Origin of the sequence: Parazoarcus communis, assembly GCF_003111665.1 — a bacterium.
GTDB classification, from domain to species: domain Bacteria; phylum Pseudomonadota; class Gammaproteobacteria; order Burkholderiales; family Rhodocyclaceae; genus Parazoarcus; species Parazoarcus communis_B.
The window spans coordinates 1709852-1735864 of record NZ_CP022188.1; the positions used below are offsets into that span (position 1 = coordinate 1709852).

The window sequence follows — 26013 nt, forward strand, 5'->3', positions numbered from 1 at the left end:
ATGAGAGTTCTGGCTTCGCTCAAGTACGTGCTGTCTCCGCGTGTCGTCATCGGCTGGGCGGTGCTGCTTGTCGCCCTGTTCATCTACTGGGCTTCGCTGCTGAACTCGAACGAGCAGCAACTTCTCGATGCCGAGCGTCAGGCCCGCCTTCGCGCCGGCCAGACGGCACAGGCGCTGGCCGCACAGGTCGAGTCGATGGTGCTCGATATCGACCATATTGCCCGCAACATGGCGTCGGCGTGGATTTCGGGTGACGATGAGCGCTTGCGCCAAGCCGTTGCCGAGGCGAGCGACGCGCTTCCTGAAGGGGCGCTGGTTCAGGCCAGCGTGGCCGACGGCGAGGGCCACATGGTGTTCTCGAATCTCGGCCTGCCCGCTGAAGGTGAATCCCGGGTGTCCATCGCCGACCGCGCCCATTTCAAGGCGCACGGGTCCGGCATTGTGCCTGCGCTCTACATCAGTCACCCGGTCTTCGGTCGTGTGTCGCAGCGCTGGTCGGTGCAGTTCTCCCGGCCGGTCCTGACGCATGGCGTGTTTGCGGGCGTCGTCGTGATCTCGATCTCGCCGGAGTATCTCGCCCAGTCTTTCCGTCAGATCTTCCCTGATCCGTCCGACGTCGTGATGCTGCTGCGCGAAGACGGCGCATATCTGACGCGTTCGCAGATGCTCGAGGAGGTGCTGGGCAAGCGCGTTCCTGACGCACGGCCCTTTATCGATGGTCTCGGAGCGCCACACGGCAGCTACGATGCCGTGGCCGCCGTCGATGGTGTGGAGCGCTTCTACGCCTGGCAGCGCGTGGCAGCTTACCCGGTGGTCGTCAGCCTGGGGCTGCACAAAGGCGTGGCGATGGGTGGGATCGCGGAAGCCGTCGATGCGGCGGTCCTGCACAACCTGTTCGGTTCGGCGCTGCTCGTGCTGGCCGCGGCCTGGATTACCTGGCTGTTTGCGCAGAAGCGTCGGGACTTTGCACATCTGAACGAAAGCCGGGAGCGCTTTGAACTTGCTCTGCGCGGGGGAGACCTCGGATCGTGGGACTGGGATCTGTCGAGCGGCAAGATACAGGGCAATGCGCGCTGGGCGCAGATGCTGGGTTATGAGGCGGACGAGGCCGAACATGACCTCAAGTCTCTGTCCAGGCTCGCGCACCCGGACGACTGGGACGCCGTGCAGTCTGCGCTCGATGCGCACTTCCGGGGCGAACGCGACTATTACGAAGCCGACTACCGGGCGCGTCACCGCGACGGGCACTGGGTCTGGGTGCACAGCCGTGGCCAGATCATGGCCCGCGACAAGAACGGCGAACCCGTGCGGATGGTTGGCACGCATCTGGACATTACGGAGCGCAAGCTGGCCGAAGCGCGTGAGCTCGCTCTGCGGGCGCGGCTGGCCAAGCTGGTCGCGCAGGTGCCGGGGATGGTGTATCAGTATCTCGAACGCACCGACGGTACGGACTGTTTTTCTTACGTCAGTCCCGGGATTATCGACATCTATGGCATTTCGCCGGATGAGGTCGAGTATTCGGCAGAAAAGGTCTTTGCCGTCATTCATCCAGACGATCTGCTGCGGGTGAAGGCATCGATTCGCGATTCAGCCAGTCAGCTCTCCATCTGGCGCTGCGAGTATCGCGTGTGTACCGAAGACGGCAAGGTGCGCTGGCTGCTCGGGCATTCCAGTCCGGAGCGTACGCCCGAGGGCCATACGCTGTGGCATGGCTACATTCAGGACGTGAGCGAAGCCCATGCAGCGGCCGACGCCCTGCGCCGCAGCGAAGCGCGTCTGCGCATGACCGTGGCAGCGGTTCGGGACGGATTGTGGGAATGGGATCTCGTAAGTGGCCAGGCTCAATGGGATGCGCGCTGTTACAGCATGGCGGGATACGCCGAGGGGGCCATCGAGCCCACCTACGACGCGTTCATGGCGCTCGTTCATCCCCGGGACCGGGCGCGCATCAAGTCGAGTCTGGCCAATCAGATCCGCTTCAGACCGGATGAGGTCGCGACCGAAGAGTTCCGTGTAAAGAAGGGGTCGGGCGACTGGCTGTGGATCGAATGGCGGGGACGCGTCGTCGAGCGTGAAAACGGCGTCCCGAAAAAGATGATCGGCACCATTACCGACGTCACGCAGAGGGTGGCCGCCAACCAGTTCCGCCGTGCGCTGCTCGACCAGAACGCAGCCGCGATCGTGGTGTCCTCCCCGGACGGGTATGTGCTGTATGCCAATGAGCGCGCACACCAGATCTTTGCGCCGCCGGGTGAGATGTTGCAGGGGGCGGAGTTGCGCACCCTGCATGTCGACGACGCGTCGTGGCGGGCCATGGGCGAGTACGTCGAAGGGCTGCGCGCAACCGGGTTCACGCGCTTCGAATACCCGCTGCGCGAGGCCGAAGGCAAGGCGCGCTGGTTCGACATGCACGGCACGCTGCTCGATCTGGAGCAGCCCGACAGCGAGATGCTGTGGACCCTGGTGGACATCACCGAACGCAAGGCCGCAGAAGCGGCACTCATCACCGAGCGCACGCGCCTTACCGCCCTGCTCGAGCGCTTTCCGGGTGGCGTGCTGCTGGAGGACTCGGCCGACCGTATCGTGATGGTCAACCAGGGTTTGTGCGAACTGCTGTCGATTCCCTTGCCGTCGTCTTCGCTGGTGGGCATGACGCGACAGTCGCTGGGCGAGCGCTTCCCCGATCTCGACCTGAGATGGCTGCAACTGGAAGAGGGGGCACACGTCGGGCTGGCACACACGATCGAAGTCGACTCGGCGGGCAACCAGTCGTTTGAAGTCGATTGGGTGACGATCATGCATGGTGACGAGCGCCTCGGCCATGTATGGCTGGTGCGCGACATCACCGGGCGCAAGCTCTACGAAAGAAAGCTCGCCACGCTGGCGGCCACGGACCCGCTGACCACGCTGCCCAACCGCCGCAGCTTCATGGCCGAGCTCGAACGCACGGTGGCCGAGCAGCAGGGCGCGGACGACCGCCCGGGAGCCCTGTTGATGCTTGACATCGACCACTTCAAGCGGGTCAACGATACTTACGGTCATCCGGTAGGCGATCGCGTACTCAAGCACCTGGCGGACGTGATCACCAAGGTCTTGCGGCGAGAGGATGTCGCCGGGCGTCTGGGGGGCGAGGAGTTTGCCGTCCTGCTGCGCGGCACGACGAACGAGACGTCCTTCGGCCTTGCCGAACGTTTGCGGCGGGCGGTATGCAATGCCCCGCTCGATTGCGACTGTGGTCTGATCCAGATCACGATCAGTATTGGCCTGTCCGTGTTCGATGGCGCCCCGGCCGAGAGCATGCTCTCGCGCGCCGACCAGGCCCTTTACGAAGCCAAGGAAGGCGGGCGTAACCGGGTGTGCATGTGGTCGGGCGTCTATTGAGCGCCGGATAAGGCAGGGAATTTCCTGCCCTTCATTCCACCGCCACGCCTGAACGGTTAGGCTTCGGCCGGTCGCCCCCAACACCCCCCGTCTTTCATGAATCACCGCACTGTTCTCCGCATCGCCCTGCCGGTGATGCTCTCCAACGCGTCTACGCCGCTGATCGGCGTTGTCGACACGGCCATCGTCGGGCGCATTCCCGATCCCGCCTATATCGCAGCAGTGGCACTGGGCGCACTGGTGTTCACCTTCGTGTTCTGGGGCTTCGGCTTCCTGCGCATGGGCACCACGGGCCTGACTGCGCAGGCGCTAGGCAGCGGCGATACCGAAGAGCTGGTGGCCGGGCTGGGGCGGGCCTTGCTGATCGCCGCGGTGGTCGGAGCTGCGCTGGTCAGCCTGCAGTGGCCGATACGCGAGATCGCCTTTGCGCTGCTCGAAGCCAGTGACAGGACCGAGGGGCTGGCGCGCAGCTATTTCGATATCCGCATCTGGGCCGCACCTGCCACCCTGGCCAACTATGCGCTGCTGGGCTGGTTCATCGGGCTGGGCCGCACCGACATCGGTCTGGTGCTGCAGCTGGTGCTGAACCTCGTCAATATCGCCCTCGACGCCCTCTTCGTGCTCGGGCTGGGGCTCGACGTGCGCGGTGTGGCGCTCGGCACTCTGTTTGCCGAGTATTTCGCCGCCCTGGTCGGGCTGGTGATCGCCGTGCGCTACATGCGCCGTCACGGTGCGCAGCTGCGTTTTGGCAATCTGCTGGTGACCGAGCGGCTGAAGCGCACGCTGGCGGTGAACCGCGACATCATGATCCGCTCGCTGGCGCTGATCTTCGTGTTTGTCTGGTTCATGGCCCAGGGCGCACGCTATGGCGACGTCACGCTGGCTGCCAATGCGGTGCTGATGCAGTTCGTATCGATCAGCGCCTATTTTCTCGACGGGCTCGCCTTTGCTGCAGAGGCGCTGGTGGGGCGTGCGCTGGGTGCGCGCGACCGCGCCGGCTTCCGCGCGGCGGTCCGCGTCAGCACCCTGTGGGCGGTGCTGGTGGCCCTGCTGGTCAGTAGCGTCTACTTCATTGCAGGGCCCTGGGTGGTGGATGCACTCACCACCGACCCGGACACCCGTTCGGCGGCACGCATCTATCTCCCCTGGGCCGCACTGGCGCCGCTTGCCGGCGTACTGGCCTTCCAGCTCGACGGCATCTTCATCGGTGCCACGCGCAGCGTCGAGATGCGCAACGCCATGCTGTTCTCGACTGCGGTCTTCGTGCTGGCCTGGTGGCTGTTGCAGCCCTGGGGCAATCACGGCCTGTGGGCTGCGCTCTATGTGAACTACGTGGCGCGCACCTTCTCGCTCGGCTGGTATTACCCGGCGCTGGCGCGGCTCGACTGAGGCGCGCGGGCAGGGCCCGCAGCCGTGGTGTTCGGGTGTGGCCTGCTGCAGGCGATAGAATGAGGCCATGACACATGCCGCTCCTGCCTTTTCGCTCGACCATGCCGGCCTGCTCGGCACCCTTGCCGCTCACGACAGGCTGCTCATCATCCAGGACCTCGATGGTGTCTGCATGGGCCTGGTTCGCGACCCGCTGACCCGCAGCATCGAAGCCCGCTACGTCGAAGCGGCGCGCAGGCTTGCGGGGCAGTTCTACGTGCTCACCAATGGCGAACACGTCGGCCGCCGCGGCGTGAATGACATCGTCGACAAGGCGCTCGATGCGGCTGCAGGTGCGCAGGATCACGGCCTCTACCTGCCTGGACTGGCCGCCGGTGGCGTGCAGTTTCAGGACCGTTACGGCGCGGTGTCGCACCCCGGCGTGAGTGACGATGAGCTGGCCTTCCTGCAGGCCGTGCCCGCGCGGGCAGAGCGCTTTCTGCGCGAACTGCTGGCGACGGCACCGTACGGGCTCGATGCGGGCGAGATTGACGACGCAGTGGCGTCGACCGTGCTCGACAACATCGCTTCGCCCACCATCAACATCAACCAGCTCTACCACCGCTTCGGCGCACAGCCCGCGCGCTACCGCCAGCTGCAGCAGGCAGTCGAAGCGTTCATGGACGGGCTGCAACGCGAGGCGGCGAGCGCCGGGCTGGAGCAGGCCTTTTTCGTGCACCTCGCGCCCAACCTCGGCACGGATGCGCAGGGACGGGAGCGCATCAGGCATGGAGATGACAGCAGCGCCGGCACCACCGATTTCCAGTTCATGATCCGGGGGGCAGTCAAGGAAGTCGGCGTGCTGGTGATCCTCAATCAGTACTACTTCGATCACACCGGCCACTATCCGCTGGGTGAGCACTTCAACGCCCGCCAGGCGCCGCGCGATCACGGCGAACTGCTGCGACTGGCGCGTGAGCGTTTCGATCCCGCACACATGCCCCACATCGTGGGTGTCGGCGATACGGTCACGTCCAGTACGCAGACGGTGGACGGGCAGCGCCTCCAGTTGCGTGGCGGCAGCGATCGCGGCTTTCTCACGCTGGTGCAGGCGCTGGGCGAAACCTCAGGAGCCGGCAGCACCGTGATCTATATCGACAGCAGCGGCGGCGAGGTGCGTCGTCCCGGGCTGGACGCGACCCATCTGCAGCAGCGTGCTGCGGACCCAGCGCTCGAGCCCTGGCCCGCGCTGGAAGGCATCACCGACCCCGCCGACCCGCTGCGGCTCGATTTTGTGTTCTGTGGCGGTCACGCGCAGTACGTGCCCTTTTTCTGCGCACTGGCCGAGCGTCGCGCACCACGCTGACCGGGGCTCGTGAGTGTTGCTGGCTTACGCCGCTGACGGCGCTGTGCTGGCGCGCGTTTCGATCTCCACGATTCCGTTGACCACGCGCAGCGGGATTTTCGGCAGGCTGCATTCCTCGCCCCGTACGCAGCTGCCGTCGCGTCCGTCGAACACCCACTCATGGACGGGGCAGGTGAGGTAGCGGCCGTTGAACTCGCCACGGTAGAGCGGCACGTTCTGATGCGGGCAGAGGCCGTTGAAGGCCTGCAGCTCGCCGCCTTCCGGCCACAGCAGGATGACTTCGCGTCCTTCAACGGTGTAGGGCGCCGCATCGCCTTCCATCAGGCTGCTCAGCCTGCACACCGGGGTGTAAGGCATGTTTCGATCTCCGTCGGGTTTGAGGCAGGAAGGCGGGAGTGTGCCCTCGAACCCGGATGCCGAGCAATTTCGGGGCCTGTTGCGGCGTTTCGTCCTTGTCCGCGCTTGCACCGGGTGGCGTGCGACGTAGAATCACCCTTTTATCTGACAGGATATGCGATGAGCCAATTCCAGAAAGGCATCCTCGCCCCGCTGCCGGCGCAGGCGCGCCATCTCTTCTTCGCCATCGAGTCGACCGAGGCACTGCCGGCTGCGCTCGATGCGCTCGCGGCGCTGGTGGACGGCGAGGCGACGGTGGTGGGTTTCGGCGAGTCGGTGCGCCATGCGCTGTCGGGTTCGCTGGGCGGTCTGCGTGCCTTCCCGCCGATCTCGGGCGCGGGGGTTGATGTGCCGTCAACCCAGCATGCCCTGTGGTGCTGGCTGCGCGGAGGGGATCGCGGCGAACTGCTGCACCGCGCGCGCGCGATCGAGGCCGCAGTGGCGCCGGCGCTGGTGCTGGTGCAGGCGACCGACACCTTCTGCTACGACAACGGTCGCGACCTGACCGGCTACGAAGACGGCACCGAGAACCCCGAAGGCGACGATGCGCTGGCCGCGGCTTTTGTGGCAGAGCGTGCCGGGCCGGGTGCGGCGGGTGGCAGCTATGTTGCGGTTCAGCACTGGCAGCACGATCTCGACACCTTCGCTGCCATGCCGGCGGCGGAGCAGGATAACGTGATCGGGCGGCGCAGGAGCGACAACGAAGAACTGGACGACGCGCCGGTTTCGGCGCACGTGAAGCGCACCGCACAGGAGAGCTTCGAGCCCGAAGCCTTCGTGCTGCGACGCTCGATGCCGTGGGTGGAAGGGCGCGAGGCCGGGCTGCTGTTCGTCGCCTTTGGCCATTCGCTCGACGCCTACGAGGCGCAGCTGCGTCGCATGGCGGGGCTGGACGACGGCATCACCGATGCACTGTTCCGTTTCAGCCAGCCGACAACGGGCGGCTATTACTGGTGCCCGCCGATGTGCGACGGGCAGATGGATCTTCGGGTGCTGACGGGCTGAAACGAGTTCGGCGCAAGCTCGTGGGCCTGCGCCGAACTCGCTCGTGGTGCTTACTTCAGGTCGAAGCGGTCGAGGTTCATGACCTTGGTCCAGGCTGCCGCAAAGTCGCGCACGAACTTCTCCTTCGCGTCTTCCTGCGCATAGACCTCGGCCAGCGCACGCAACTGCGAGTTGGAGCCGAAGATCAGATCCACGCGCGTGCCGGTCCATTTGACCACGCCCGTCTTGCGGTCGCGTCCCTCGAACTGCTCCCCGCTCTCGGAGGTCGGCTTCCAGGTCGTCCCCATGTCGAGCAGATTGACGAAGAAGTCATTGCTCAGGGTCTGGGCACGCTGGGTGAACACGCCGTCCTTCGAGCCGCCGGTGTTGGCGCCAAGCACGCGCAGGCCACCGACCAGCACCGTCATTTCGGGCGCGCTCAGCTTCAGCAGCTGAGCCTTGTCCACCAGCATGGCCTCGGGCGGCACCGTGTAGTTCGCCTTCCGGTAGTTGCGGAAGCCATCGGCTTCCGGCTCCATCACCGCGAACGATTCAACGTCGGTCTGCGCTTGCGATGCGTCGGTGCGTCCCGGCGTGAAGGGCAGGTCCACCGCATGACCACCGGCCTTGGCGGCGGCTTCGACGGCTGCGTTGCCGGCCAGCACGATCAGGTCGGCCATCGACACTTTCTTGCCACCGCTCTGCGCGCCGTTGAAGGCCTGCTGGATGCCTTCGAGGGCTGCCAGCACCTTGGCCAGCTGGGCGGGCTGATTGACTGCCCAGTCCTTCTGGGGTGCAAGCCGGATGCGAGCGCCGTTGGCGCCGCCGCGCATGTCCGAGCCACGGAAGCTCGAGGCCGAAGCCCAGGCAGTGGATACCAGTTCGGCAATCGACAGGCCGGATGCCAGGACCTTGGCCTTGAGGTTAGCGACGTCGCCGGCGTCGATCAGCGGGTGGTCGACCGCGGGGATCGGGTCCTGCCAGATCAGGTCTTCCGCCGGGACTTCCGCGCCCAGGTAACGCGCCTTCGGGCCCATGTCGCGGTGCGTGAGCTTGAACCAGGCACGCGCAAATGCATCTGCGAAGGCCTGCGGGTCCTTGTGGAAGCGACGCGAAATCGGCTCGTAGATCGGATCGAAGCGCATCGACATGTCCGCCGTGGTCATCATCGGCGGGTGCTTCTTCGACGGATCATGGGCATCCGGAATCATGTGTTCCGGCTTCACGTCCTTTGCCACCCACTGGTGGGCGCCGGCCGGGCTCTTGGTGAGCTCCCATTCGTAGCCGAACAGCATGTCGAAGTAGCCGTTATCCCACGTTGTCGGGTTGGGCTTCCACGCACCTTCGATGCCGCTGGTCGTGGTGTCGCCACCCTTGCCGGAGCCGAACTGGTTGATCCAGCCCAGGCCCTGTTCCTCGATGGGCGCACCTTCCGGCTCGGGGCCGACAAGGGCCGGGTCGCCCGCACCGTGGGCCTTGCCGAAGGTGTGACCGCCCGCGGTGAGCGCTACAGTCTCTTCATCGTTCATCGCCATGCGGGCGAAGGTCTCACGCACATCGCGGCCCGAGGCCACCGGGTCTGGATTGCCGTCCGGGCCTTCCGGGTTTACATAGATCAGGCCCATCTGCACGGCGGCGAGCGGGTTTTCCAGTTCGCGGTCGCCGGAGTAGCGGCTGTTGGGCTTGTCGCTGGTGGCCAGCCACTCCGCTTCGGCGCCCCAGTAGATGTCCTCTTCGGGCTGGAAGATGTCGGCGCGGCCGCCAGCGAAACCAAAGGTCTTGAAGCCCATCGATTCCATTGCGCAGTTGCCGGCTAGGACGATCAGGTCGGCCCACGAGATCTTGTTGCCGTACTTCTGCTTGATTGGCCACAGCAGGCGGCGCGCCTTGTCCAGGTTGCCGTTGTCAGGCCAGCTGTTGACCGGGGCAAAGCGCTGGTTGCCGGTACCCGCGCCACCACGCCCGTCCGCCGTGCGGTAGGTGCCGGCGCTGTGCCAGGCCATGCGGATGAACAGGCCGCCATAGTGACCCCAGTCAGCGGGCCACCAATCCTGCGAGGTCGTCATCAGCGCAACCAGGTCCTTCTTCAGCGCGGCCAGGTCGAGCTTCTTGAATTCTTCCGCGTAGTCGAAGTCCTCGCCCAGCGGGCTGGAGGCCGGCGCGTGCTGGTGCAGGATGTTCAGGTTCAGCTGGTGCGGCCACCAGTCACGGTTGGAACGCGTTCCGGCCGCAGCGCTCGCCGCATGATGTCCTGCAAAGGGGCACTTGCTTTCGTTACTCATGGATGTCTCCCGTTGTCATTGTTGATCGAGGTAAGCGATACGCCATGTAGTCACAATAGCTGTGCGGTATGACCACTTCTAACGAATTAAATTCATCGGCTACATAGTTATGCTGTATTGGCGCAGTGCAGCATTAATTAACTCCGGCTATCGCAACGTTTATCCCGGCGCGGCGTCCGTTTACCGCCGGCGGCGCTGCGGCGCAGCAGATGGCACCACGGAATTTCAGGATCAAAAGGGTCAGCAGGATCAAAGGGGTCAGAGTCGTTTGATCGATGCCTTGGCCGCGGTCCACCTGATCGCGCCGGCTTCGGGGGCCGCAGAGAACTCATTCGATTATATGGATTTGACGAATACTGAACTCGTTTTGATGGGCTTTTACATCGTTTGATCGAAAGATATCTTGCATGCACTAGCTAATCACACAGCCTCAGGAGAGTTTCGATGAAAGCGATGGTCCTCAATGAATATGGCGTCAGTTCCGAATTCCAGGTCGCAGACCTGCCCAAGCCCGCAGTCAAGGCGGGTCATGTGGTCGTGCGTGTTGCCGCCACCAGCGTGAACACGGTCGATACCATGATCCGCCAGATGGGCAAGGATCTGCCGCTCTCGCCGGACCTGCCCGCCGTGCTCGGGATGGACTTCGCCGGCACCGTCGAGGCAGTGGGCGAGGGTGTCACCGGCTTCGTGCCGGGCGACGAGGTGTACGGCTGCGCCGGCGGGCTCGCCGATCTGCAGGGTGCGCTTGCCGAATACATGCTGGCCGACGCCAGGCTGATCGCCCACAAGCCGAAGAGCATTTCGATGCGCGAAGCGGCCGCACTGCCGCTGGTCGGCATCACCGCCTACGAAGGCCTGCAACGCGCTGGCGCCCAGGCCGGGCAGAAAGTGCTGGTTCATGGCGGCACGGGCGGTGTCGGACACCTTGCGGTGCAACTGGCCAAGCACCTTGGCGCAGACGTCTATGCCACCTGCGGCGGTCAGAAGCAGGCGGAGATCATTCAAGGCTATGGCGCCACCGCCATCGACTACAAGACCGAGAAAGTCGCCGACTACGTCGCTAAACATACCGCCGGAGCAGGCTTCGACGTGGTGTTCGACACCGTTGGCGGCGCCAACATGAGCAACTCCTTCGAGGCCGCCGCCCTGAATGCGCAGGTTGCCACTACCGTATCCCTGCTGGAGCTTGACCTCTCGCCCGCGCACTTCAAGGGCCTGTCGCTGCACGTCGTGTTCATGCTCATCCCGATGCTGTACACGCACAAGCGCGAGCAGCACGGCGCCATCCTGGCCAAGCTGGCCGAGATCGTCGACGCGGGCGCACTCAAGCCCTTGCTGGACGAAACCCGCTTTGGCCTCGACGAAATCGGCAAGGCATACGCCCGTCTGAGCAGCGGACAGGCTATTGGCAAGGTGGTGGTTGAAGTCTGAGAACGCGCGAACGACCACGTCGCATGACGGGATGCCCCATCAGGTAGCTAGCGGTGGGGGCCTGGGAGCCAGTGCCTCCGCCGGCACACGGAGTTGGCACTACCGTCGGCTGCCTGAAGAACCCGGGTCAAGGCTTCAGCCATGGCCCGGGTTTCCGCCATCTGAAGGGCGAGACACTAGAATAGGCCGTTCAGATTACGAATCTTCAGGATCCTCGATGCGCCTCGACCCGGTTTCACTCAAGCTCTTCGTCAGCATCGTCGAAACCGGCACCATCTCCGCAGCAGCCGAGCGCGAGCATGTGGCCGCGTCTGCGGTGAGCCGGCGTATCAGCGATCTTGAGACGGCGCTCAAGACCACGCTGCTGCGGCGGACCAACAAAGGGGTGGAGCCGACTGCCGCCGGACTCGCGCTGCTGAACCTGGCGCGTGGCGTACTCCACAGCCTTGACGAGATCGCGGCGCAGATGGCCGAGTATTCGACAGGGGTGCGCGGCCAGGTGCGCGTTGCAGCGAACCTGTCGGCGATCACGCAGTTCCTGCCCAGCGAGATCAAGCAGTTCCTCGGGCTGCATCCCCAGGTTCAGATTCACCTTGAAGAGCTGATCAGCACAATGGTCACCAAGGCGGTGGCCGAGAATCAGGCCGATATCGGCATCTTCGCCCACGTGCCGTTCGGGCAGGAGGTCGAGACCTACCGCTACCGCAAGGATCACCTTGTTCTGATCACGCCGCGTGACCACCCGCTGGCAGCGCGCGGGCAAGTGAGTTTTGCCGAGGCGCTGGACTATGAGTTCGTCGGCCTGCATGTCGGCAGTGCGATCAACCTGCAGTTGGTCAAGGCCGCGACCGACCTCGATCGCACGGTACGCATGCGCATTCAGGTAACAAGCTACGAGGCGCTGTGCCTGATGGTTGAAACCGGTCTCGGCATCGGCGTCCTCCCCGAAGCTGTCGCGCGGCGTTACCTCGGCACCCTGGAGATCGCACAGCTGCGTCTGGACGAGCCGTGGGCCGAGCGCGAGCTCAAACTGTGCGTTCGGTCTCGCGCGGCGCTCCCGGTCGCGGCGCGGCTGTTACTGGATCACCTTCGCCACGACGACTGAGGTCTGTGCGGCCCCATTGCCCTGGATTGCCGCTGCGCCTGCAGCGTGTTACCTGCTGCTGTAGCTATCTCATTCTGGCAATTGTGCGGTGCAATATCTTGGAATTACGGCTTGCCATCGCGATTCGCGATGGCAAGCTCGCAAAATGTCGATTTTCACACCGCCTTGTCTTCGTCATTATCGCGTCCCGAAACGGACAGATCGCGTACGACCGTCCGACCTCAACAGATGCGAAAGGACAGAAGCGAGATGGCAAGCCCTAACCCCAATGAGCAGGCTGACAGTTCCACCAAGGATCAACCGCAGCCGCTCGCTGGCGTCAGGGTCCTCGAGCTTGGCACGCTGATCGCCGGACCCTATGCAGCGAGCCTGCTCGCGCAGTTCGGCGCCGAGGTCATCAAGGTCGAGTCGCCCGGCGGCGGCGACCCGCTGCGCAGCTGGCGCAAGCTGCACAAGGGGACGTCCTACTGGTGGTACTCGCAGAGCCGCAACAAGAAGTCGGTCACGCTGAACCTGAAGTCGCCGCGTGCGCAGGAGATCGTCAGGGATCTGGTCAGGAACACTGACATCGTCATCGAGAACTTCCGCCCCGGTGCGCTTGAAGCCTGGGGGCTCGGCTGGGATGCACTGTCGAAGATCAACCCGAAGCTCGTGATGGTGCGCGTTTCCGGCTACGGCCAGACGGGCCCGTACAAGGATCGTCCCGGCTTTGCCGCAATCGCCGAGTCGATGGGCGGGCTGCGCAACCTCGCCGGCTACCCGGACCGTCCGCCGGTTCGCGTCGGTGTGAGTCTTGGCGACACCCTCGCATCGCTCTACGGCACCATTGGCGCCATGCTCGCGCTGCATCACATCAACGTGAACAAGGGCGGGGGCCAGTACATCGACGTTGCGCTGTACGAAGCGGTGTTCGGCATCATGGAGAGCCTGATCCCCGAATACGCCGCCCTCGGCCATATCCGCGAACGCACCGGCGCGAGCCTGCCCGGCATTTCGCCGTCGAGCACCTACATCTGCAAGGACGGGCGCTACGTCATCATCGCCGGTAACAGCGACAGCATCTTCCGCCGCCTGATGGTCGCGATCGGGCGCAGCGATCTGGCCGAGGACAAGGAACTGGCCCGCAACGACGGCCGGGTCAGGCACAACGGCATGCTCGACGCCGCGATCACCGCCTGGACTTCGCAGCGTGAGCTGGAGGAGGTGCTCGGCGCACTCGAGGCCGCCGAGGTGCCGAGCGGTCGCATCTACACCGCCGCCGATATCCACGAAGACCCGCACTACGCCGCGCGCGAAATGATCGGCCGTTACGAGATGCCGGACGGCGAGCCGATCGAGCTGCCGGGCATCGTGCCCAAGCTCTCGGCAACGCCAGGCAAGACGCGCTGGCTCGGCCCCGCACTTGGCGAACACACCGCCGAAGTGCTCGCAGGCCTGGGCATCGACACTACCGAGTTGGCGGCGCTGCAAGCCGACGGCGTGATCTGAAGGAGTTCCACCATGCTGTTCGAACATGCGCCCCGGCGCGTCTGCCTCAATGAAGTCTCGGTGCGCGACGGTTTCCAGAGCGAAGCGGTTTTCGTCCCGACCGAAGACAAGATCCGTCTGATCGACGCACTCTCCGCCACCGGCCTGGCCCGGATCGAGGTCACGTCCTTCGTGTCGCCGAAAGCGATTCCGAACCTGCGCGATGCGGCCGAGGTCATGCAGGCCATCACCCGCGTACCGGGTGTCATATATACCGCGCTGGTCCCGAACGAGAAGGGTGCCGAGCGCGCACTCGCCTGTGCTGCCGACGAGATCAACCTGGTGATGTCGATCGGTGAGCGGCACAACCTCGCGAACATGCGCATGCGCTGCGATCAGTCGCTCGCGCAGTTCCGCAACATCATGAAGCTGGTCGCCGCTGCGCCAGTGCGCGTGAATGGCACAATTGCGACGGCCTTCGGCTGCCCCTTCGACGGCGAGCAGCCGCTCGATCGCGTGCTGTGGGCGGCCGGCGAATATCTTGCGATGGGCATGCACAGCCTGACGCTGGCCGACACCACCGGCATGGGACACCCGCAGCAGGTGGCAGACTTCTGCCGCGCCGTGCGCACCGCTTTTCCGGGCGTCCCTGTCACCGCGCATTTCCACAACACGCGCGGCATGGGTCTCGCGAACGTGCTTGCTGCGGTCGATGCCGGCGTCGACAGCATCGACGCCTCGCTCGGCGGCATCGGGGGCTGCCCCTACGCGCCAGGTGCTACCGGCAACATCTGCACCGAAGACACCGTGCACATGCTCGAGGCCTGTGGCATCGACACGGGTGTGGACCTCGATGCGCTGCTCGATCTTGCTCGCGAACTGCCCACGCTGCTTGGCCACCCGGTACCCGGGCAGGTGCTGCAGGCGGGCAAGCGCACACAACGTCAGGCCTGCCCCGAAGCGGCCTGAGAACCTTTCACGTACCCGCAACAACACTCATCTCGGAGGAGACTATGAAAAAAACGAACCAACTGCTTGCCGCCCTGATCGCCTCGACCGGCATCCTTTTCGGCGCGTCGGCCCAGGCTCAGAACGCTGCGCCCATCGTCATCAAGTTCAGCCACGTCGTGGCCGCCGAGACGCCCAAGGGCAAGGCTGCCGAGATGTTCAGAAAGCTTGCGGAAGAGCGCACCAACGGTCGCGTCAAGGTTGAGGTCTATCCGAACAGCGTGCTCTATAAGGACAAGGAAGAGCTCGAGGCGCTGCAACTGGGCGCGGTGCAGATGCTTGCGCCGTCCACCGCCAAGTTCGGCCCGCTCGGGTTCAGGGAGTTCGACGCCTTCGCGCTGCCCTTCATCTTCGACAACTACGACGATGTGCACAAGGTGCTGCAGGGCCCGATCGGCGGTGGGCTGCTGAAGAAGCTGGAAACACGTGGACTGGCCGGACTTGCGTTCTGGGACAGCGGCTTCAAGCAATTCACCGGCAACCGGGCGATGCACAAGCCGGAAGACCTCAAGGGCATGAAGATTCGCATTCAGTCGTCCAAGGTCATCGAAGAGCAGATGCGGTCCCTCGGTGTGCTGCCGCAGGTGATGGCCTTCTCCGAGCTGTATACCGCGCTGCAGACGGGCGTCATCGACGGTGACGAGCAATCGACTCCGAACATCTGGACGCAGAAGTTCTATGAAGTCGAAAAGCACATGACGGTCAGCAACCACGGCTACACGGGCTACGCGGTAGTGACCAACAAGAAGTTCTGGGACGAGCTGCCGCCTGAGATCCGCACTGAACTCGAAGGCGCAATGAAGGACGCGACCGCATTCGCCAACGACGTCGCACGCAAGGACAACGAAGCAGCCCTCGAGATGATCAAGAGCAGCGGACGGATGGCGGTGTTCACGCCGACGCCGCAGGAGCGCAACGAGTGGAAGCGCGCGATGGTAAAGGTGCATGCCACGATGGCACCTCGCGTTGGCCAGGAATTCCTCGAATCGATCTATCGTGAGACGGGTTTCGAAGTCGCCAAGAAGTGAAGGAAAGCCATCGGCGCATCGTGCAGACGATGTGCCGATGGCTTATCACCTTGGCATGGCGGACGGTAGCTTCGGCGGGCCGTCCGGACAGTCGAGTGTGATGAAGTAGGCTTATCGCGGCATGGTATTTGGCATAGCATATCGGCATTGTTCGATTTTCCGTGCTATTCGCTGCCATGCTCCGCTCATTAGTCGCCATTCGCGTGCGCTAGCATGGCGAAGATCATCCCCAGCCTCAATCGCCACACGCTCGCCCGCATGACCTCGGGTGAACGGCGTGTAGCGCAAACGCTCGCTGCGGTGCTGGAGGATGATTACCTCGTCTGGTACGACATTCCGGTTGCAAGACGCAGGCGCTACCCCGACTTCATCATCCTGCATCCCTCGCGCGGCCTGCTGTTTCTGGAAATCAAGGACTGGAAGCCGGAAACGCTCAAGCGCCTGAGCAAGAGCGAGGTCACCCTGCACACCGAACGCGGGCAGGTGCTCGAAGTCCACCCGCTTGAGCAGGCGCGCCAGTACGCCTACGAAGTCATCGCCCTGCTGTCGCGCGACCCGCAGTTGTGCCATCAGTCCGGCCCGCATCAGGGCAAGCTCGTCATGCCTTACGGCTGGGGCGTGGTGCTGACCAATATCACGCGCAAGCAGATCGCCGCTTCGATGCCGGAGGAAAGTCGCGACATTCTGCTGCCCGAGCACCTGATGATCTACAAGGGTGAGTTTTCCGAGAACACGGAGCCCGAAGCCTTCCAGCAAAGGCTGTGGGACATGTTCACCTACCGCTTTGGCCAGCCCCTGAGCCTGCCGCAGATTGACCGCATCCGGTGGCACCTCTTCCCCGAAGTGCGCATCGACGCGCCGCTGCAGACCGAACTCTTCGCTGACCCGCTGCAGGCCGCCGGCGAAATCGAGCAGACCCTGCCCGACATCATCCGCATCATGGACATCCAGCAGGAGCAGCTTGCCCGCAGCCTGGGCGAAGGGCACCGCGTCATCCACGGTGTGGCCGGATCGGGCAAAACCATGATCCTGGGCTACCGTTGCCTGTATCTGGCGCAGACGCTGCAAAAGCCCATCCTGGTGCTGTGCTTCAACATCACCCTGGCGGCGCGGTTGCGCGCCTTCATTTCGGCCAAGGGCATCGGTGCCCAGGTGCAGGTCTATCACTTTCATGACTGGTGCGGGCAGCAGCTCAGAACCTACAGCGTCGATGTTCCTGCGGGCGAGGGCCCGCACTTCGAGCGTCAGGTCAGCGCCGTCATCCACGCGGTGGAGCAGGGCTTCATCCCGCGCGCCCAGTACGGCGCGCTGCTGATCGACGAAGGCCACGACATGCAGGCCGACTGGCTCAAGCTGGTGGTGCAGATGGTCGACCCCGAAAGCAATTCCCTGTTGCTGCTCTACGACGACGCCCAATCCATCTACAAGAAGAAGGCGGGGCTCGGCTTCACCCTGTCGAGCGTCGGCATCCAGGCTCAGGGCCGCACCTCAATCCTGCGCCTCAACTATCGGAACACCCGCGAGATCCTCAGCTTTGCTTTCGGCTTCGCCCGCCACTACCTCGACCCGCAGCAATCGGACGACGACCACATCCCCCTGGTCGAGCCCGAAGCCGCCGGCATCAGCGGCCCCGCCCCGGTCGCCAAACGCCTGAAGTCCTTTGCCGACGAGCTCGACTACACTTGCGCCTGCATCCGGAAGTGGCGCAGCAATGGCGTGGAACTGAAGGACATTGGGGTGCTGTACGCCACCAACACCCAAGGCGCCCAACTGAGCCGGCGCCTGGAGAAAGACGACGTTCCCCACCAGTGGCTGGGCAGCCGCGCCCAGAAGATGGCCTACGACGCCGAAAGCGATGCACTCACGCTGCTGACCATCCATAGCAGCAAGGGCCTCGAGTTCGAGCGCGTGATCATGATTGGCATCGGGCAGATGGAAGATGAAGGCGAGCAACGCCAGCAATCGGCACGCTTGCTGTACGTGGGAATGACGCGGGCACGGCGGTATCTGTTGATGGCGAGTTCAGGGGAGAACGAGTTCAGCCGGCGGATTGTGGATGTTGAGGGGTTGGGGGGCGACAGGTGAGCAGAACATGCTGGATCTGCGGTGCGAACGCTGATAGCGCCGAGCACCGTTTCAAGAAAGCAGATTTAGTTCGTGCCCACGGTCGCGGCCCTTATGTCGGGCCATCGGCGTTATCCCACGTTCGCGCCGGAATGGAAAGTTTAGTACAGGGACCTGGCTCACAATCCCTGAAATATCTCCCGAGCCTTTGTAAGCACTGCAACAATACTTACACCCAACCGTTCGACCGTGCGTACGACGCGCTGATCAGTTGGGTAATGGCGAATGACGATCTAGTCCTCCGTCGTCGCTTCATCGATTTTGAAGAAGTGTACGGTGTTGGGTGGGAGGTCTTACAGCGCAACCTATACAAGTACTTCGCAAAATCCTTCGGCTGCCGCCTAGTTGATGCGTGCACCGCAGTACCTCCAGACATAGTTGGACTCTTGGGACAAACCACTTTCCGCACTCGCCTTCACTTAACCGTCGCTGTCAACGAAGACATCCTTCTTATGCCAAGAAGCGACCGTAACGGCTTTATTGGCAAGGGAGAGTTGTTAGCGTGGGCGCCGCGCTCCGCACCGAGCAGCCCTGACTCCTTCACATGGAATGAGCACGTCTCCTGGCTCACGACTTGTTACTGGTACAACTATGCCCCGGACGGCACGTACGGCTCGACTTGGATTGCAGATTGCAAGTTCATTTATCTCGGCAGCTTCGCGCCATTGGACGAGCTCGCGCGAAACGAATTCATCGAGAAGGTGAAGAACCGTGAAAAATGATAAGTGCGCAGCCGACGAGCCCAAAAAATGCTTGCAGCGGATCGTCAGAACGCTGTGCATTTCTCCGTCTGCTGAAGCGCCACGTTAGGAAGTGCTATGCCGACATCTCTAAAATCCCTAAAAAAGGATACCCGCGATTTCTTCAAGCTTCACTGGAATGAACAAGCAATCGGCGAGGCTGCTCCAAAATGGTCAAAGGAGTGGAGGCTTTCAGGTTCTGCCCCAAACTACGACAAACAAGGTGTATACGCTTTTGTTAAAGACGGAGAAATCACCTACGTAGGTAGCGGAGTAAGCCGACGCAAAAAAGGCTATGAGGGTCATGGTCTTGGAGCCAGAATCGGCGGTTATGTTCGCGTTGAAAAACAAGGGCTATACCGTGCCCATGACGAGAGGCTGGCAGAGGCAGGAGCATTGATAACCATAGGCTTTCATCTAGGCTATTGGCATACTGCAATTGCGCTTAAGTATTACCTGATCGCAAACATGCCTACCAAGCACAACAGCAACCGGCCGGGAAGTTATCCCTAATCGGGTGAGGCAGAATTCGGCGAACAATCAGATAAAATCTTTGTCATAGATGAGCCTCGATACCCCCTGCACTGAAATGACGTGCGGCCAACTTGATCCCCGGTTCTCAATGTTTCACTACTTTTCGCTGGAATCGCGCGTGACGGCCGATCATCCGCTGTGAAGATCAAAAGGGGTAGAGTCGTTCGATTCTTCCAGAAAAACGTAAAAAGCGAGATGCGCCGACCGCTCGGGCTCTTCCTGCGGCTTCAAACGACTCTGATCCCTTTGATTGCGCATAAAATTGCACTCGGCCTCGCTCCCTTCGGTTGCTGGTCAGCTTTAGGTTATGTGAGGGGAAATCAAAAAATATGATTGAGTATGCAACCGATATGTGGGCGCTTGCCTTTGAAGGGGATAAGCAAGGAGTACTATTCTTTGTAGTAGTTTATGCGTTGATTGTGTGCCTGTATTCTTTCTTCAGACAAGTTCTGATAAGACGGTGGCCGGTAGCAAAAGGCCGTCTGCTAAGTGCTTCTGTTGAGAAGTGGGGGATTTCGGAGCTGGTTCTATCGGACCAGGATTACAAAGTTGATTCATTGTATGAGTATCATGTTTCCGAAAAAAGTTACCAAGGAAAGCGAGTATCGCCTTGGATAATAATCGCATCTCACAATGCCAGATTCTTGTTGAAGAAGCAGTTGAACGGTGTTCAGAAAAATGAAGATGGCACTGTTAATGTGTTTTATCACCCAAAAAACCCCGCGAAAAGCTACTTGGTGAAGCCCGGGTTTTTCGGTATGGCCATCAATTTATGTATTGCAGTTCTCCCTTTGCTTCTCTATGCATATGAGTATTCTTGAATTACATAACAAAACGCTTCCTTGGGCGTCAGGCGGCATCGGATATCTGAGGGCAGAAGGGGTCAGAGTCGTTTGATCCTCGCGACCGGAATGAGTGATCTTGGCGCTGAAAGCCTTGGCCGGAATCTTTGATCGCCTGCAGGATACCGTCGAGGTCGACTCAGTCCGTGAGCGACTCGCCGGCGAAGTACATGCAATTGCGCCCGGCTTGTTTGGCGCGGTACAGCGCCCGGTCGGCATGCTCCACCAGATACTCGGGTGGGTTGTGCCGGGAAGGTGTCAGGCTGGCCACGCCAATGCTGGCGGTGACGATGCTTGCGGGTACGCCGGCATGTGGCAGTGCCAGTGAACGGATTTCATCCAGCAGGTGGGTGGCGAACTTCACTGCGTCATCTTCGCCAGTCTCGGGTAATAGCACCACGAACTCTTCGCCGCCGAAACGTGCCACCAGGTCTCCTGCACGGCGCGCCGACTGCGCCAACAGCCTGGCCAACGCCTGCAGGCACGCGTCGCCTGCGAGGTGTCCATTTGTGTCGTTGAAATGCTTGAACAGATCGACGTCGAGCATGACCAGCGACAGCGGCGCGCCGGAGCGCTGCCCGCGGTCCCATTCCCGGGAAAGCGCCTGATCGAAGCTCCGGCGGTTAGCGACGCCGGTCAGGCCGTCGGTGTTACTCAAGGCCTCCAGCTTTCTGTTTGCTTCCGCCAGGGCGTGAGTGCGCGTTTCGATCAGCGCTTCCAGTTCGCGATTGCGCTCACGCAGGTTAACCATCGGGTAGATTTCATCGTCCCCGGCAAGACCGAATGGAATTGAGATGCCGCTGTGTGCAATTTTCCAGGCATCGCCCTCAAGGCGGAAGATCAGCACCAGGCGCGCCGTTTCTCGCGCCAGAATGCTTTCCGGAAAAGGAAGGTGGATGTGAAAGAAAGCGGTCACGGCGACCACATCGTCGGCCAGATCCTGAAGCGCCAGATCCAGCATTTCGATGTGGAGGCGCTCGGGCACTTGTGCGAAATCCAGCGCGGTGATGCGAATCCACTCAGCCCTGTCGGTGACCAGAACATCGCTGCTGCCTGCGTAGCCACTGAAGTTTTCGCTGAAGCACGTTATCAGGCGCGCGTCGCGCGAGGCATACATCTCGATGTAGTCCTCGAACAGAGACTGGATCAGGCGCTGGCGTTCAGTTGGCATGGGGCCGGCCGTCTTGAGGGGTGAATCAAAGGGGTCAGAGTCGTTTGATCGGTGGCGTTGGCAGCAGCGTTCATCTATACGATCACTTTGCCGTAGCTACCCCGTTCCATTTCCACAACTTCGGCTGTGATCGAGGTGTTGCTGAAGCCAAGTGCGCGCAATTGCGCGACAACGGTACTGGATAGATTTGATCGCTGTTCGGGGGTTCGTCCGGACAGGATTTTCAGCGCAACGTGAATGAATGGGGACTTCCGCGGGCCTGTCAGATAGCTGCTGAAACTCAGTGCCCGTACCTTTATGTCATTGCCATCCGGGTCAAAAAGGCCGGAATGCAGGGCAGCAGTGAATACCTCGCTTACCAGCTGGTCACTATCAAAGTCTGTCGAGTGCTCGATGATGCAATGTGGCATTTTGTCTTCCCTGGATGAAACGTCCCTAGCCTGATGAATGCAGGGAACGCCCCGGCTCTAGCGCGTGGTAGTGAATCGGGACTGTGCAATCCGCATCGCGTCGCCCCCGATACGATAGACGATACCGTAGCACCAATGGGGGCAGGCAGCGTCGATGCCGTCCTCAACTGGCGCCGGGCTCGCCCCCCATTGGAGGGCGAGCGGTCATCCGGCGTTCCACGGTACCCGCTTTCCCTTGACCGATGGATTCTGAGCCCTTTGAACTCGCGTGCGCGGTTCTTTGGGGAGGCGGTGCGCCTCAGCTCCTTGCGTGACTGATGATGCGGTTGCGGCCGCTGTTCTTTGCGTCGTAGAGCGCACGGTCGGCGGTTCGGATCAGGGCTTCGGTGGTCGTGCCCCCTCCGTGCGCGATGCTGATGCCGATGCTCAGGGTGATCTTCAGCGTGGTGCCGTCGACCAGAAAGGGAAACTGCTCGACGCTGCTGCGGATGCGCTCGGCGACTGCCCAGGCGGTGTCGTGCCCTGCGCCGGGCAGGATGACGGTGAATTCCTCCCCGCCGTAGCGTGCGACGAGGTCTTGCGGACGCACGCAGTCGCGGATCAGGTGGGCCACCGACTGCAGCACATGGTCGCCGCTGCGGTGGCCGTAAGTGTCGTTGACCCGCTTGAAGAAATCGATGTCGATCATCAGCAGTCCGGATGTGCTGTCATCGTGGCGGATACGGTGCAATTCTTTGTTCAGGGCCTGCATGAAGACGTCCTGCCGGAGCAGGCTGGTCAGCGCATCGCGCTCTGCGCGCTCAAGATAGTCATCGCGCTCTTGCCGGGTTTCGTTCAGGCGGAGATAGACATGGGTGATGACCCGGTCGGCGATCAGCAGTGTGCCCAGCCCGATCAGCAGACCAGCCCCCACCAGGAGTGCAATCGCGCGGCCGTATCGGCCCTCGCTCGCGGAAACATCCATCACCAGCAGCATCCGGCCCACGCTGCGCCCGGAAGCGTCGGTCAGTGGCGTGGTCTCCACGACCAGGCTGCGCGCGGCCACCCGCGCGCGCTTTACGTCGGCCGACGAGGTCGCTTCAAGCAGCAGACTGTGCGGAACGTTGGTGCGGTCGGAGCCCTCGGGACGCCCCACCACTACGTGGTCCGGAAAACGGTCCCAATCGTGGTTGCGCCCGATCATGCGCATGCCGGCCTCCCAGCGCTCGCGCTGGACATATTTCTTTTCGACCAGTGAATAAAGGCTCACGCCGGTCAGCGAATGCAATTGCTCCAGTGTGCGGTCAATCTCGATGCCGAGTTCGATGTAGCCAATCCGCTGGCCGGTGGCGTCAATCCAGGGATGGACCACGCGCAGCGTAAAGATGCCCATCGGCCCCAGCTCCAGGCCAGCGCTCGGTTTGCCCGTGCGCTCAGCCTCACCCAGCGTGTAGCGGTTGATCTCGTCACCGCGGCGTTCCGGGGCCTGCACACGGAGGAACATGCGGCGGTCCGGCGCAATGAAATAGAAATGGGTGATGTTGTGCCTGGCGCGCAGGACGGTGTAGTAGGGCTGTGCCACAGCGAGCAATTCGTCAAAATCACGACGGACGAAGGCCTGCTGCAAGTCGGCATTTCGCGTGAGCAGTTCGAGCAGACCGCTAAGCTTGTCGGAGTCCCGGTCGATTGCAAGTTTCAGCGCGGACTTGACGCCTTCAACCGCAATCGCACGCTGTTCGTCGATCGCTCCGCGTTCGCGCAAGAACTCTGCCACGCCAACCACCAGCAGCAAGGTCAGCAAGCCTGCGGCAAGAGGCAGCAGCAGCGCCCGCTTGTAATCGGCAAGAGAGTTCAGCTTTGTGACCATGTCGGGTCGTGATCCTTGCCCGGAAAGGCCCGGTAAACAGGAACAAGTATGTTCCTGATGATGGGCTCTGCATCGTCGCTATCTTTCGGGGAGATGTAAATTGGACGAAAGCCATAGAGCGCGCATCCGCATCCCCCTCAGACCTACTGCTCTCATACCGTTGCTCCGTCGCTCGCGGGCAATTCCCCCTTCGCCCGCACTGGCAGGCGGAGGCGAAAGGCGAGGAGGACGAACAGGTTAGAAGAATCAAAAGGGTCAGAGTCGTTTGATCCTTTCACGGATGCGCAAATGCCAAGATGCTCCGACCGCTCTGGCTTTTCCTGCGGCTTCAAACGACTCTGACCCCTTTGATCGACCCCTTTGATCCTGTCAGTTGTGCTCGGAGGCGAGAAGGGGGATAAATTCAGCAACATCCGCGATCACGTTAGACTTGATGTATGCCTTCGCCACGCGCACGGTTCGGGTTTTTCCTTCGGTTCCCGCTGGGCGCAATCCTGATTGCGTTGTGCGGATGGACTGCTGCTGCTCATGCCTTGGACGCTGTCACGCTTCAACTCAAATGGAGCCACGCTTTCCAGTTCGCCGGCTACTACGCCGCGAAGGAAAAGGGCTACTACCGCGAGGTGGGGCTTGATGTCGCAATACATGAAGCGCGTCCGGGAGATGACCCGGTAAAAAACGTGCTTGATGGCAATGCCCAGTATGGGGTTGGTAATAGCAGTCTGCTTCTGGCGCGAAGTTCGGGGCAGCCCGTGGTGGTGCTGGCCGTCCTGTTTCAGCATTCGCCTGTGGTGCTGCTTGTCCGCCGCGAAGGGCCGGTTCAGGGAATTCACGACATGGCGGGCAAGCGCCTGATGATCGAACCCCAGTCCGACGAACTGTTGGCCTATCTCAAGCAAGAGGGCATCCCCTTGGCCGGTATTACCCGCGTCGAGCACAGTTTCCGGCCACAGGACCTGATTGACGGCAAGGCAGATGCGATCTCTGCCTACGTGACCAACGAGCCCTACTTTCTGGATCGCACGGGCTTCGAGTATCACACCTACACCCCGCGCTCCGCTGGCATCGACTTTTACGGCGACAACCTGTTCACAACCGAACATGAGCTGAGCAAGCATCCGGCCCGTGTAAAAGCGTTTCGTGAAGCGAGTCTGCGCGGATGGCAGTACGCGATGGCGCATCCTGAAGAAATCGCCGACCTGATCCTGGACAAATACTCGCAGCAACATCCCCGCGAGTTCTACCTGTTCGAGGCCAGCCGCATGGAGCCGCTCTTTCGAACGGATCTGATCGAGATCGGGTACATGAACCCAGGTCGCTGGCGTCATATTGCGGACACCTACGCCCAGCTTGGCTTGCTGCCGGAAAACTTTGTGTTCGACGGATTCGTCTATAACGCCGAATCAGAGCGTGATCTGACCTGGCTCTACCTCGCAGGCATCCTGCTTGTCATCGTGAGCGCCGTCGCATTCTATATTTATCGAATCAACAGGCGCCTGACCCTGGCACTGATCACCAGCAAAAGGGATCACGAGCTGCTCAGGGTCAGTGAGGAGCGGCATCGCCTGTTGGCCGATAACGCCACCGACGTGATCTGGACGATGAATCTCGATGGTCAATTCACCTATGTCAGCCCATCGGTGGAGAAGCTGCGGGGATATAGCAGCGAAGAGGTCATGCGGCAGCCCATGGAACAGGCATTGACCGCAGCGTCCATCCCGATTGCAAAGGAAGCACTTGCAAGCTCCATTGCAGCGATGGTTCAAGGCAAGCCCTTTGTAGAGTTTCAGGGAGAACTCGAACAGCCTTGCAAGGACGGGTCGACCGTTTGGACCGAAGTGAGCACCTCTGGCATGCGAAACGCTGCCGGTGAGTTTTTTGGCATTCTGGGCGTGACCCGGAACATCACCAAGCGCAAGCAGATGGAAGATCAGGTGCGGCTGCTCGCCTTCTATGACCCGTTGACCAAGTTGCCAAATCGTCGGCTACTCAACGATCGCCTCACTCAAGCGATGGCGATCAGCAAGCGCGGAGGTTGCTACGCTGCAGTGATGTTTCTCGATCTGGACAACTTCAAGCCACTAAACGACAAATATGGGCATGCCGTTGGAGACCTGCTACTGATCGAGGCGGCGGACCGGCTGAAGAAATGTGTGCGTGAAACCGACACCGTGGCTCGCTTCGGCGGCGATGAATTTGTGGTGTTGATCAGCGAACTGATGGAGGACCGAGCTGGCTCAGAAGTGCTGGCCATGCGCATTGCCGAGAAGGTTCGCAGTTCTTTAGCCAAAGCCTACGTCCTTACAGTGCAGCACGAAGACAAAGCTGACGGCATTGTGGAGCACCAATGTACGGTGAGCATCGGCATTGCACTGTTCATCAGCCATGATGCGACCGAGGGCGACATCCTCAGGCGTGCGGATACAGCCATGTATCAGGCAAAAGAGGCTGGGCGTAACAAAATTTGCTTTTATGACGTGGGCGAGTCGAAAGGGTCAGAGTCGATTGATTCTTTCGGAGATACGTAAAC

At 61.9% G+C, this 26013-nt stretch carries 20 protein-coding genes; 15 read left to right on the forward strand and 5 right to left on the reverse strand.

Features of this window, described 5'->3' with window-relative positions; all coding sequences use genetic code 11:
* The 3 genes from CEW87_RS07790 (at window position 1) to stpA (ending at window position 6115) form a co-directional block, all read left to right on the forward strand.
* Complete coding sequence (locus tag CEW87_RS07790) at window positions 1-3381, forward strand: PAS domain-containing protein (RefSeq protein ID WP_108972168.1); 3381 nt, start codon at window positions 1-3, stop codon at window positions 3379-3381.
* Between the two features lie 96 nt (window positions 3382-3477).
* Window positions 3478-4770, forward strand: a complete 1293-nt coding sequence (locus CEW87_RS07795) for an MATE family efflux transporter (RefSeq protein WP_199917146.1) — start codon at window positions 3478-3480, stop codon at window positions 4768-4770.
* A 67-nt stretch (window positions 4771-4837) separates the two neighbouring features.
* Window positions 4838-6115, forward strand: coding sequence for a glucosylglycerol 3-phosphatase (gene stpA, locus CEW87_RS07800; protein ID WP_108972169.1), 1278 nt, complete (start codon window positions 4838-4840; stop codon window positions 6113-6115).
* 24 nt (window positions 6116-6139) lie between these two features.
* Here the strand turns inward: stpA and CEW87_RS07805 are convergent, their stop codons facing one another.
* Window positions 6140-6472 (reverse strand): Rieske (2Fe-2S) protein, encoded by a 333-nt coding sequence (locus CEW87_RS07805; protein ID WP_108972170.1) that lies wholly within the window; start codon window positions 6470-6472, stop codon window positions 6140-6142.
* A gap of 159 nt (window positions 6473-6631) precedes the next feature.
* On the opposite strand from CEW87_RS07805, the gene CEW87_RS07810 reads away from it, so the two are divergent.
* Window positions 6632-7516 (forward strand): Dyp-type peroxidase, encoded by an 885-nt coding sequence (locus tag CEW87_RS07810; RefSeq protein WP_108972171.1) that lies wholly within the window; start codon window positions 6632-6634, stop codon window positions 7514-7516.
* A 50-nt stretch (window positions 7517-7566) separates the two neighbouring features.
* Here the strand turns inward: CEW87_RS07810 and katG are convergent, their stop codons facing one another.
* The gene (gene katG / locus CEW87_RS07815; protein WP_108972172.1) at window positions 7567-9777 is read right to left on the reverse strand and encodes a catalase/peroxidase HPI; all 2211 of its coding nucleotides are present in this window, start codon (window positions 9775-9777) and stop codon (window positions 7567-7569) included.
* A gap of 109 nt (window positions 9778-9886) precedes the next feature.
* Between katG and CEW87_RS07820 the strand changes: the two genes are divergently transcribed.
* From CEW87_RS07820 to CEW87_RS07865, 10 genes are all read left to right on the forward strand, one after another.
* Complete coding sequence (locus tag CEW87_RS07820; RefSeq protein ID WP_108972173.1) at window positions 9887-10168, forward strand: hypothetical protein; 282 nt, start codon at window positions 9887-9889, stop codon at window positions 10166-10168.
* A gap of 53 nt (window positions 10169-10221) precedes the next feature.
* Window positions 10222-11208, forward strand: coding sequence for a zinc-dependent alcohol dehydrogenase family protein (locus CEW87_RS07825; protein WP_108972174.1), 987 nt, complete (start codon window positions 10222-10224; stop codon window positions 11206-11208).
* Window positions 11209-11425: 217 nt separating this feature from the next.
* Entirely contained in the window at window positions 11426-12313 is an 888-nt protein-coding gene (locus CEW87_RS07830) for a LysR family transcriptional regulator (RefSeq protein WP_108972175.1), read from the forward strand.
* Window positions 12314-12562: 249 nt separating this feature from the next.
* Window positions 12563-13801, forward strand: a complete 1239-nt coding sequence (locus CEW87_RS07835; protein ID WP_108972176.1) for a CaiB/BaiF CoA transferase family protein — start codon at window positions 12563-12565, stop codon at window positions 13799-13801.
* A 12-nt stretch (window positions 13802-13813) separates the two neighbouring features.
* Window positions 13814-14749 (forward strand): hydroxymethylglutaryl-CoA lyase, encoded by a 936-nt coding sequence (locus CEW87_RS07840; protein ID WP_108972177.1) that lies wholly within the window; start codon window positions 13814-13816, stop codon window positions 14747-14749.
* Window positions 14750-14793: 44 nt separating this feature from the next.
* On the forward strand, window positions 14794-15816 hold the full coding sequence (locus tag CEW87_RS07845; RefSeq protein ID WP_108972178.1) for a TRAP transporter substrate-binding protein: 1023 nt from the start codon (window positions 14794-14796) through the stop codon (window positions 15814-15816).
* Between the two features lie 213 nt (window positions 15817-16029).
* Window positions 16030-17901, forward strand: a complete 1872-nt coding sequence (locus tag CEW87_RS07850; RefSeq protein ID WP_108972179.1) for a DEAD/DEAH box helicase — start codon at window positions 16030-16032, stop codon at window positions 17899-17901.
* Window positions 17902-18158: 257 nt separating this feature from the next.
* Window positions 18159-18662: a hypothetical protein gene (locus CEW87_RS07855; RefSeq protein ID WP_108972180.1), complete on the forward strand. Its 504-nt coding sequence runs from the start codon at window positions 18159-18161 to the stop codon at window positions 18660-18662.
* Window positions 18663-18758: 96 nt separating this feature from the next.
* On the forward strand, window positions 18759-19193 hold the full coding sequence (locus CEW87_RS07860) for a hypothetical protein (RefSeq protein WP_108972181.1): 435 nt from the start codon (window positions 18759-18761) through the stop codon (window positions 19191-19193).
* 350 nt (window positions 19194-19543) lie between these two features.
* Window positions 19544-20035 (forward strand): DUF3592 domain-containing protein, encoded by a 492-nt coding sequence (locus CEW87_RS07865; RefSeq protein ID WP_108972182.1) that lies wholly within the window; start codon window positions 19544-19546, stop codon window positions 20033-20035.
* A gap of 160 nt (window positions 20036-20195) precedes the next feature.
* Here the strand turns inward: CEW87_RS07865 and CEW87_RS07870 are convergent, their stop codons facing one another.
* From CEW87_RS07870 to CEW87_RS07880, 3 genes are all read right to left on the reverse strand, one after another.
* The gene (locus CEW87_RS07870; protein ID WP_108972183.1) at window positions 20196-21227 is read right to left on the reverse strand and encodes a GGDEF domain-containing protein; all 1032 of its coding nucleotides are present in this window, start codon (window positions 21225-21227) and stop codon (window positions 20196-20198) included.
* A 74-nt stretch (window positions 21228-21301) separates the two neighbouring features.
* Window positions 21302-21637, reverse strand: a complete 336-nt coding sequence (locus CEW87_RS07875) for a 5-carboxymethyl-2-hydroxymuconate Delta-isomerase (protein WP_108972184.1) — start codon at window positions 21635-21637, stop codon at window positions 21302-21304.
* Window positions 21638-21935: 298 nt separating this feature from the next.
* A complete protein-coding gene (locus tag CEW87_RS07880) occupies window positions 21936-23483 on the reverse strand; it encodes a sensor domain-containing diguanylate cyclase (RefSeq protein ID WP_108972185.1) in 1548 nt (515 codons plus the stop codon).
* A gap of 437 nt (window positions 23484-23920) precedes the next feature.
* On the opposite strand from CEW87_RS07880, the gene CEW87_RS07885 reads away from it, so the two are divergent.
* The gene (locus CEW87_RS07885) at window positions 23921-26011 is read left to right on the forward strand and encodes an ABC transporter substrate-binding protein (RefSeq protein ID WP_108972186.1); all 2091 of its coding nucleotides are present in this window, start codon (window positions 23921-23923) and stop codon (window positions 26009-26011) included.
* The last annotated feature ends 2 nt before the right edge of the window (window positions 26012-26013 follow it).

What these genes read in the sequence shown, in the direction of transcription:
- CEW87_RS07790 (WP_108972168.1), top strand. Translation starts at nt 1, where the DNA reads ATGAGAGTTCTGGCTTCGCTCAAGTACGTGCTGTCTCCGCGTGTCGTC.
- CEW87_RS07795 (WP_199917146.1), top strand. Translation starts at nt 3,478, where the DNA reads ATGAATCACCGCACTGTTCTCCGCATCGCCCTGCCGGTGATGCTCTCC.
- stpA (WP_108972169.1), top strand. Translation starts at nt 4,838, where the DNA reads ATGACACATGCCGCTCCTGCCTTTTCGCTCGACCATGCCGGCCTGCTC.
- CEW87_RS07805 (WP_108972170.1), bottom strand. Translation starts at nt 6,472, where the DNA reads ATGCCTTACACCCCGGTGTGCAGGCTGAGCAGCCTGATGGAAGGCGAT.
- CEW87_RS07810 (WP_108972171.1), top strand. Translation starts at nt 6,632, where the DNA reads ATGAGCCAATTCCAGAAAGGCATCCTCGCCCCGCTGCCGGCGCAGGCG.
- katG (WP_108972172.1), bottom strand. Translation starts at nt 9,777, where the DNA reads ATGAGTAACGAAAGCAAGTGCCCCTTTGCAGGACATCATGCGGCGAGC.
- CEW87_RS07820 (WP_108972173.1), top strand. Translation starts at nt 9,887, where the DNA reads ATGCTGTATTGGCGCAGTGCAGCATTAATTAACTCCGGCTATCGCAAC.
- CEW87_RS07825 (WP_108972174.1), top strand. Translation starts at nt 10,222, where the DNA reads ATGAAAGCGATGGTCCTCAATGAATATGGCGTCAGTTCCGAATTCCAG.
- CEW87_RS07830 (WP_108972175.1), top strand. Translation starts at nt 11,426, where the DNA reads ATGCGCCTCGACCCGGTTTCACTCAAGCTCTTCGTCAGCATCGTCGAA.
- CEW87_RS07835 (WP_108972176.1), top strand. Translation starts at nt 12,563, where the DNA reads ATGGCAAGCCCTAACCCCAATGAGCAGGCTGACAGTTCCACCAAGGAT.
- CEW87_RS07840 (WP_108972177.1), top strand. Translation starts at nt 13,814, where the DNA reads ATGCTGTTCGAACATGCGCCCCGGCGCGTCTGCCTCAATGAAGTCTCG.
- CEW87_RS07845 (WP_108972178.1), top strand. Translation starts at nt 14,794, where the DNA reads ATGAAAAAAACGAACCAACTGCTTGCCGCCCTGATCGCCTCGACCGGC.
- CEW87_RS07850 (WP_108972179.1), top strand. Translation starts at nt 16,030, where the DNA reads ATGGCGAAGATCATCCCCAGCCTCAATCGCCACACGCTCGCCCGCATG.
- CEW87_RS07855 (WP_108972180.1), top strand. Translation starts at nt 18,159, where the DNA reads ATGGCGAATGACGATCTAGTCCTCCGTCGTCGCTTCATCGATTTTGAA.
- CEW87_RS07860 (WP_108972181.1), top strand. Translation starts at nt 18,759, where the DNA reads ATGCCGACATCTCTAAAATCCCTAAAAAAGGATACCCGCGATTTCTTC.
- CEW87_RS07865 (WP_108972182.1), top strand. Translation starts at nt 19,544, where the DNA reads ATGATTGAGTATGCAACCGATATGTGGGCGCTTGCCTTTGAAGGGGAT.
- CEW87_RS07870 (WP_108972183.1), bottom strand. Translation starts at nt 21,227, where the DNA reads ATGCCAACTGAACGCCAGCGCCTGATCCAGTCTCTGTTCGAGGACTAC.
- CEW87_RS07875 (WP_108972184.1), bottom strand. Translation starts at nt 21,637, where the DNA reads ATGCCACATTGCATCATCGAGCACTCGACAGACTTTGATAGTGACCAG.
- CEW87_RS07880 (WP_108972185.1), bottom strand. Translation starts at nt 23,483, where the DNA reads ATGGTCACAAAGCTGAACTCTCTTGCCGATTACAAGCGGGCGCTGCTG.
- CEW87_RS07885 (WP_108972186.1), top strand. Translation starts at nt 23,921, where the DNA reads ATGCCTTCGCCACGCGCACGGTTCGGGTTTTTCCTTCGGTTCCCGCTG.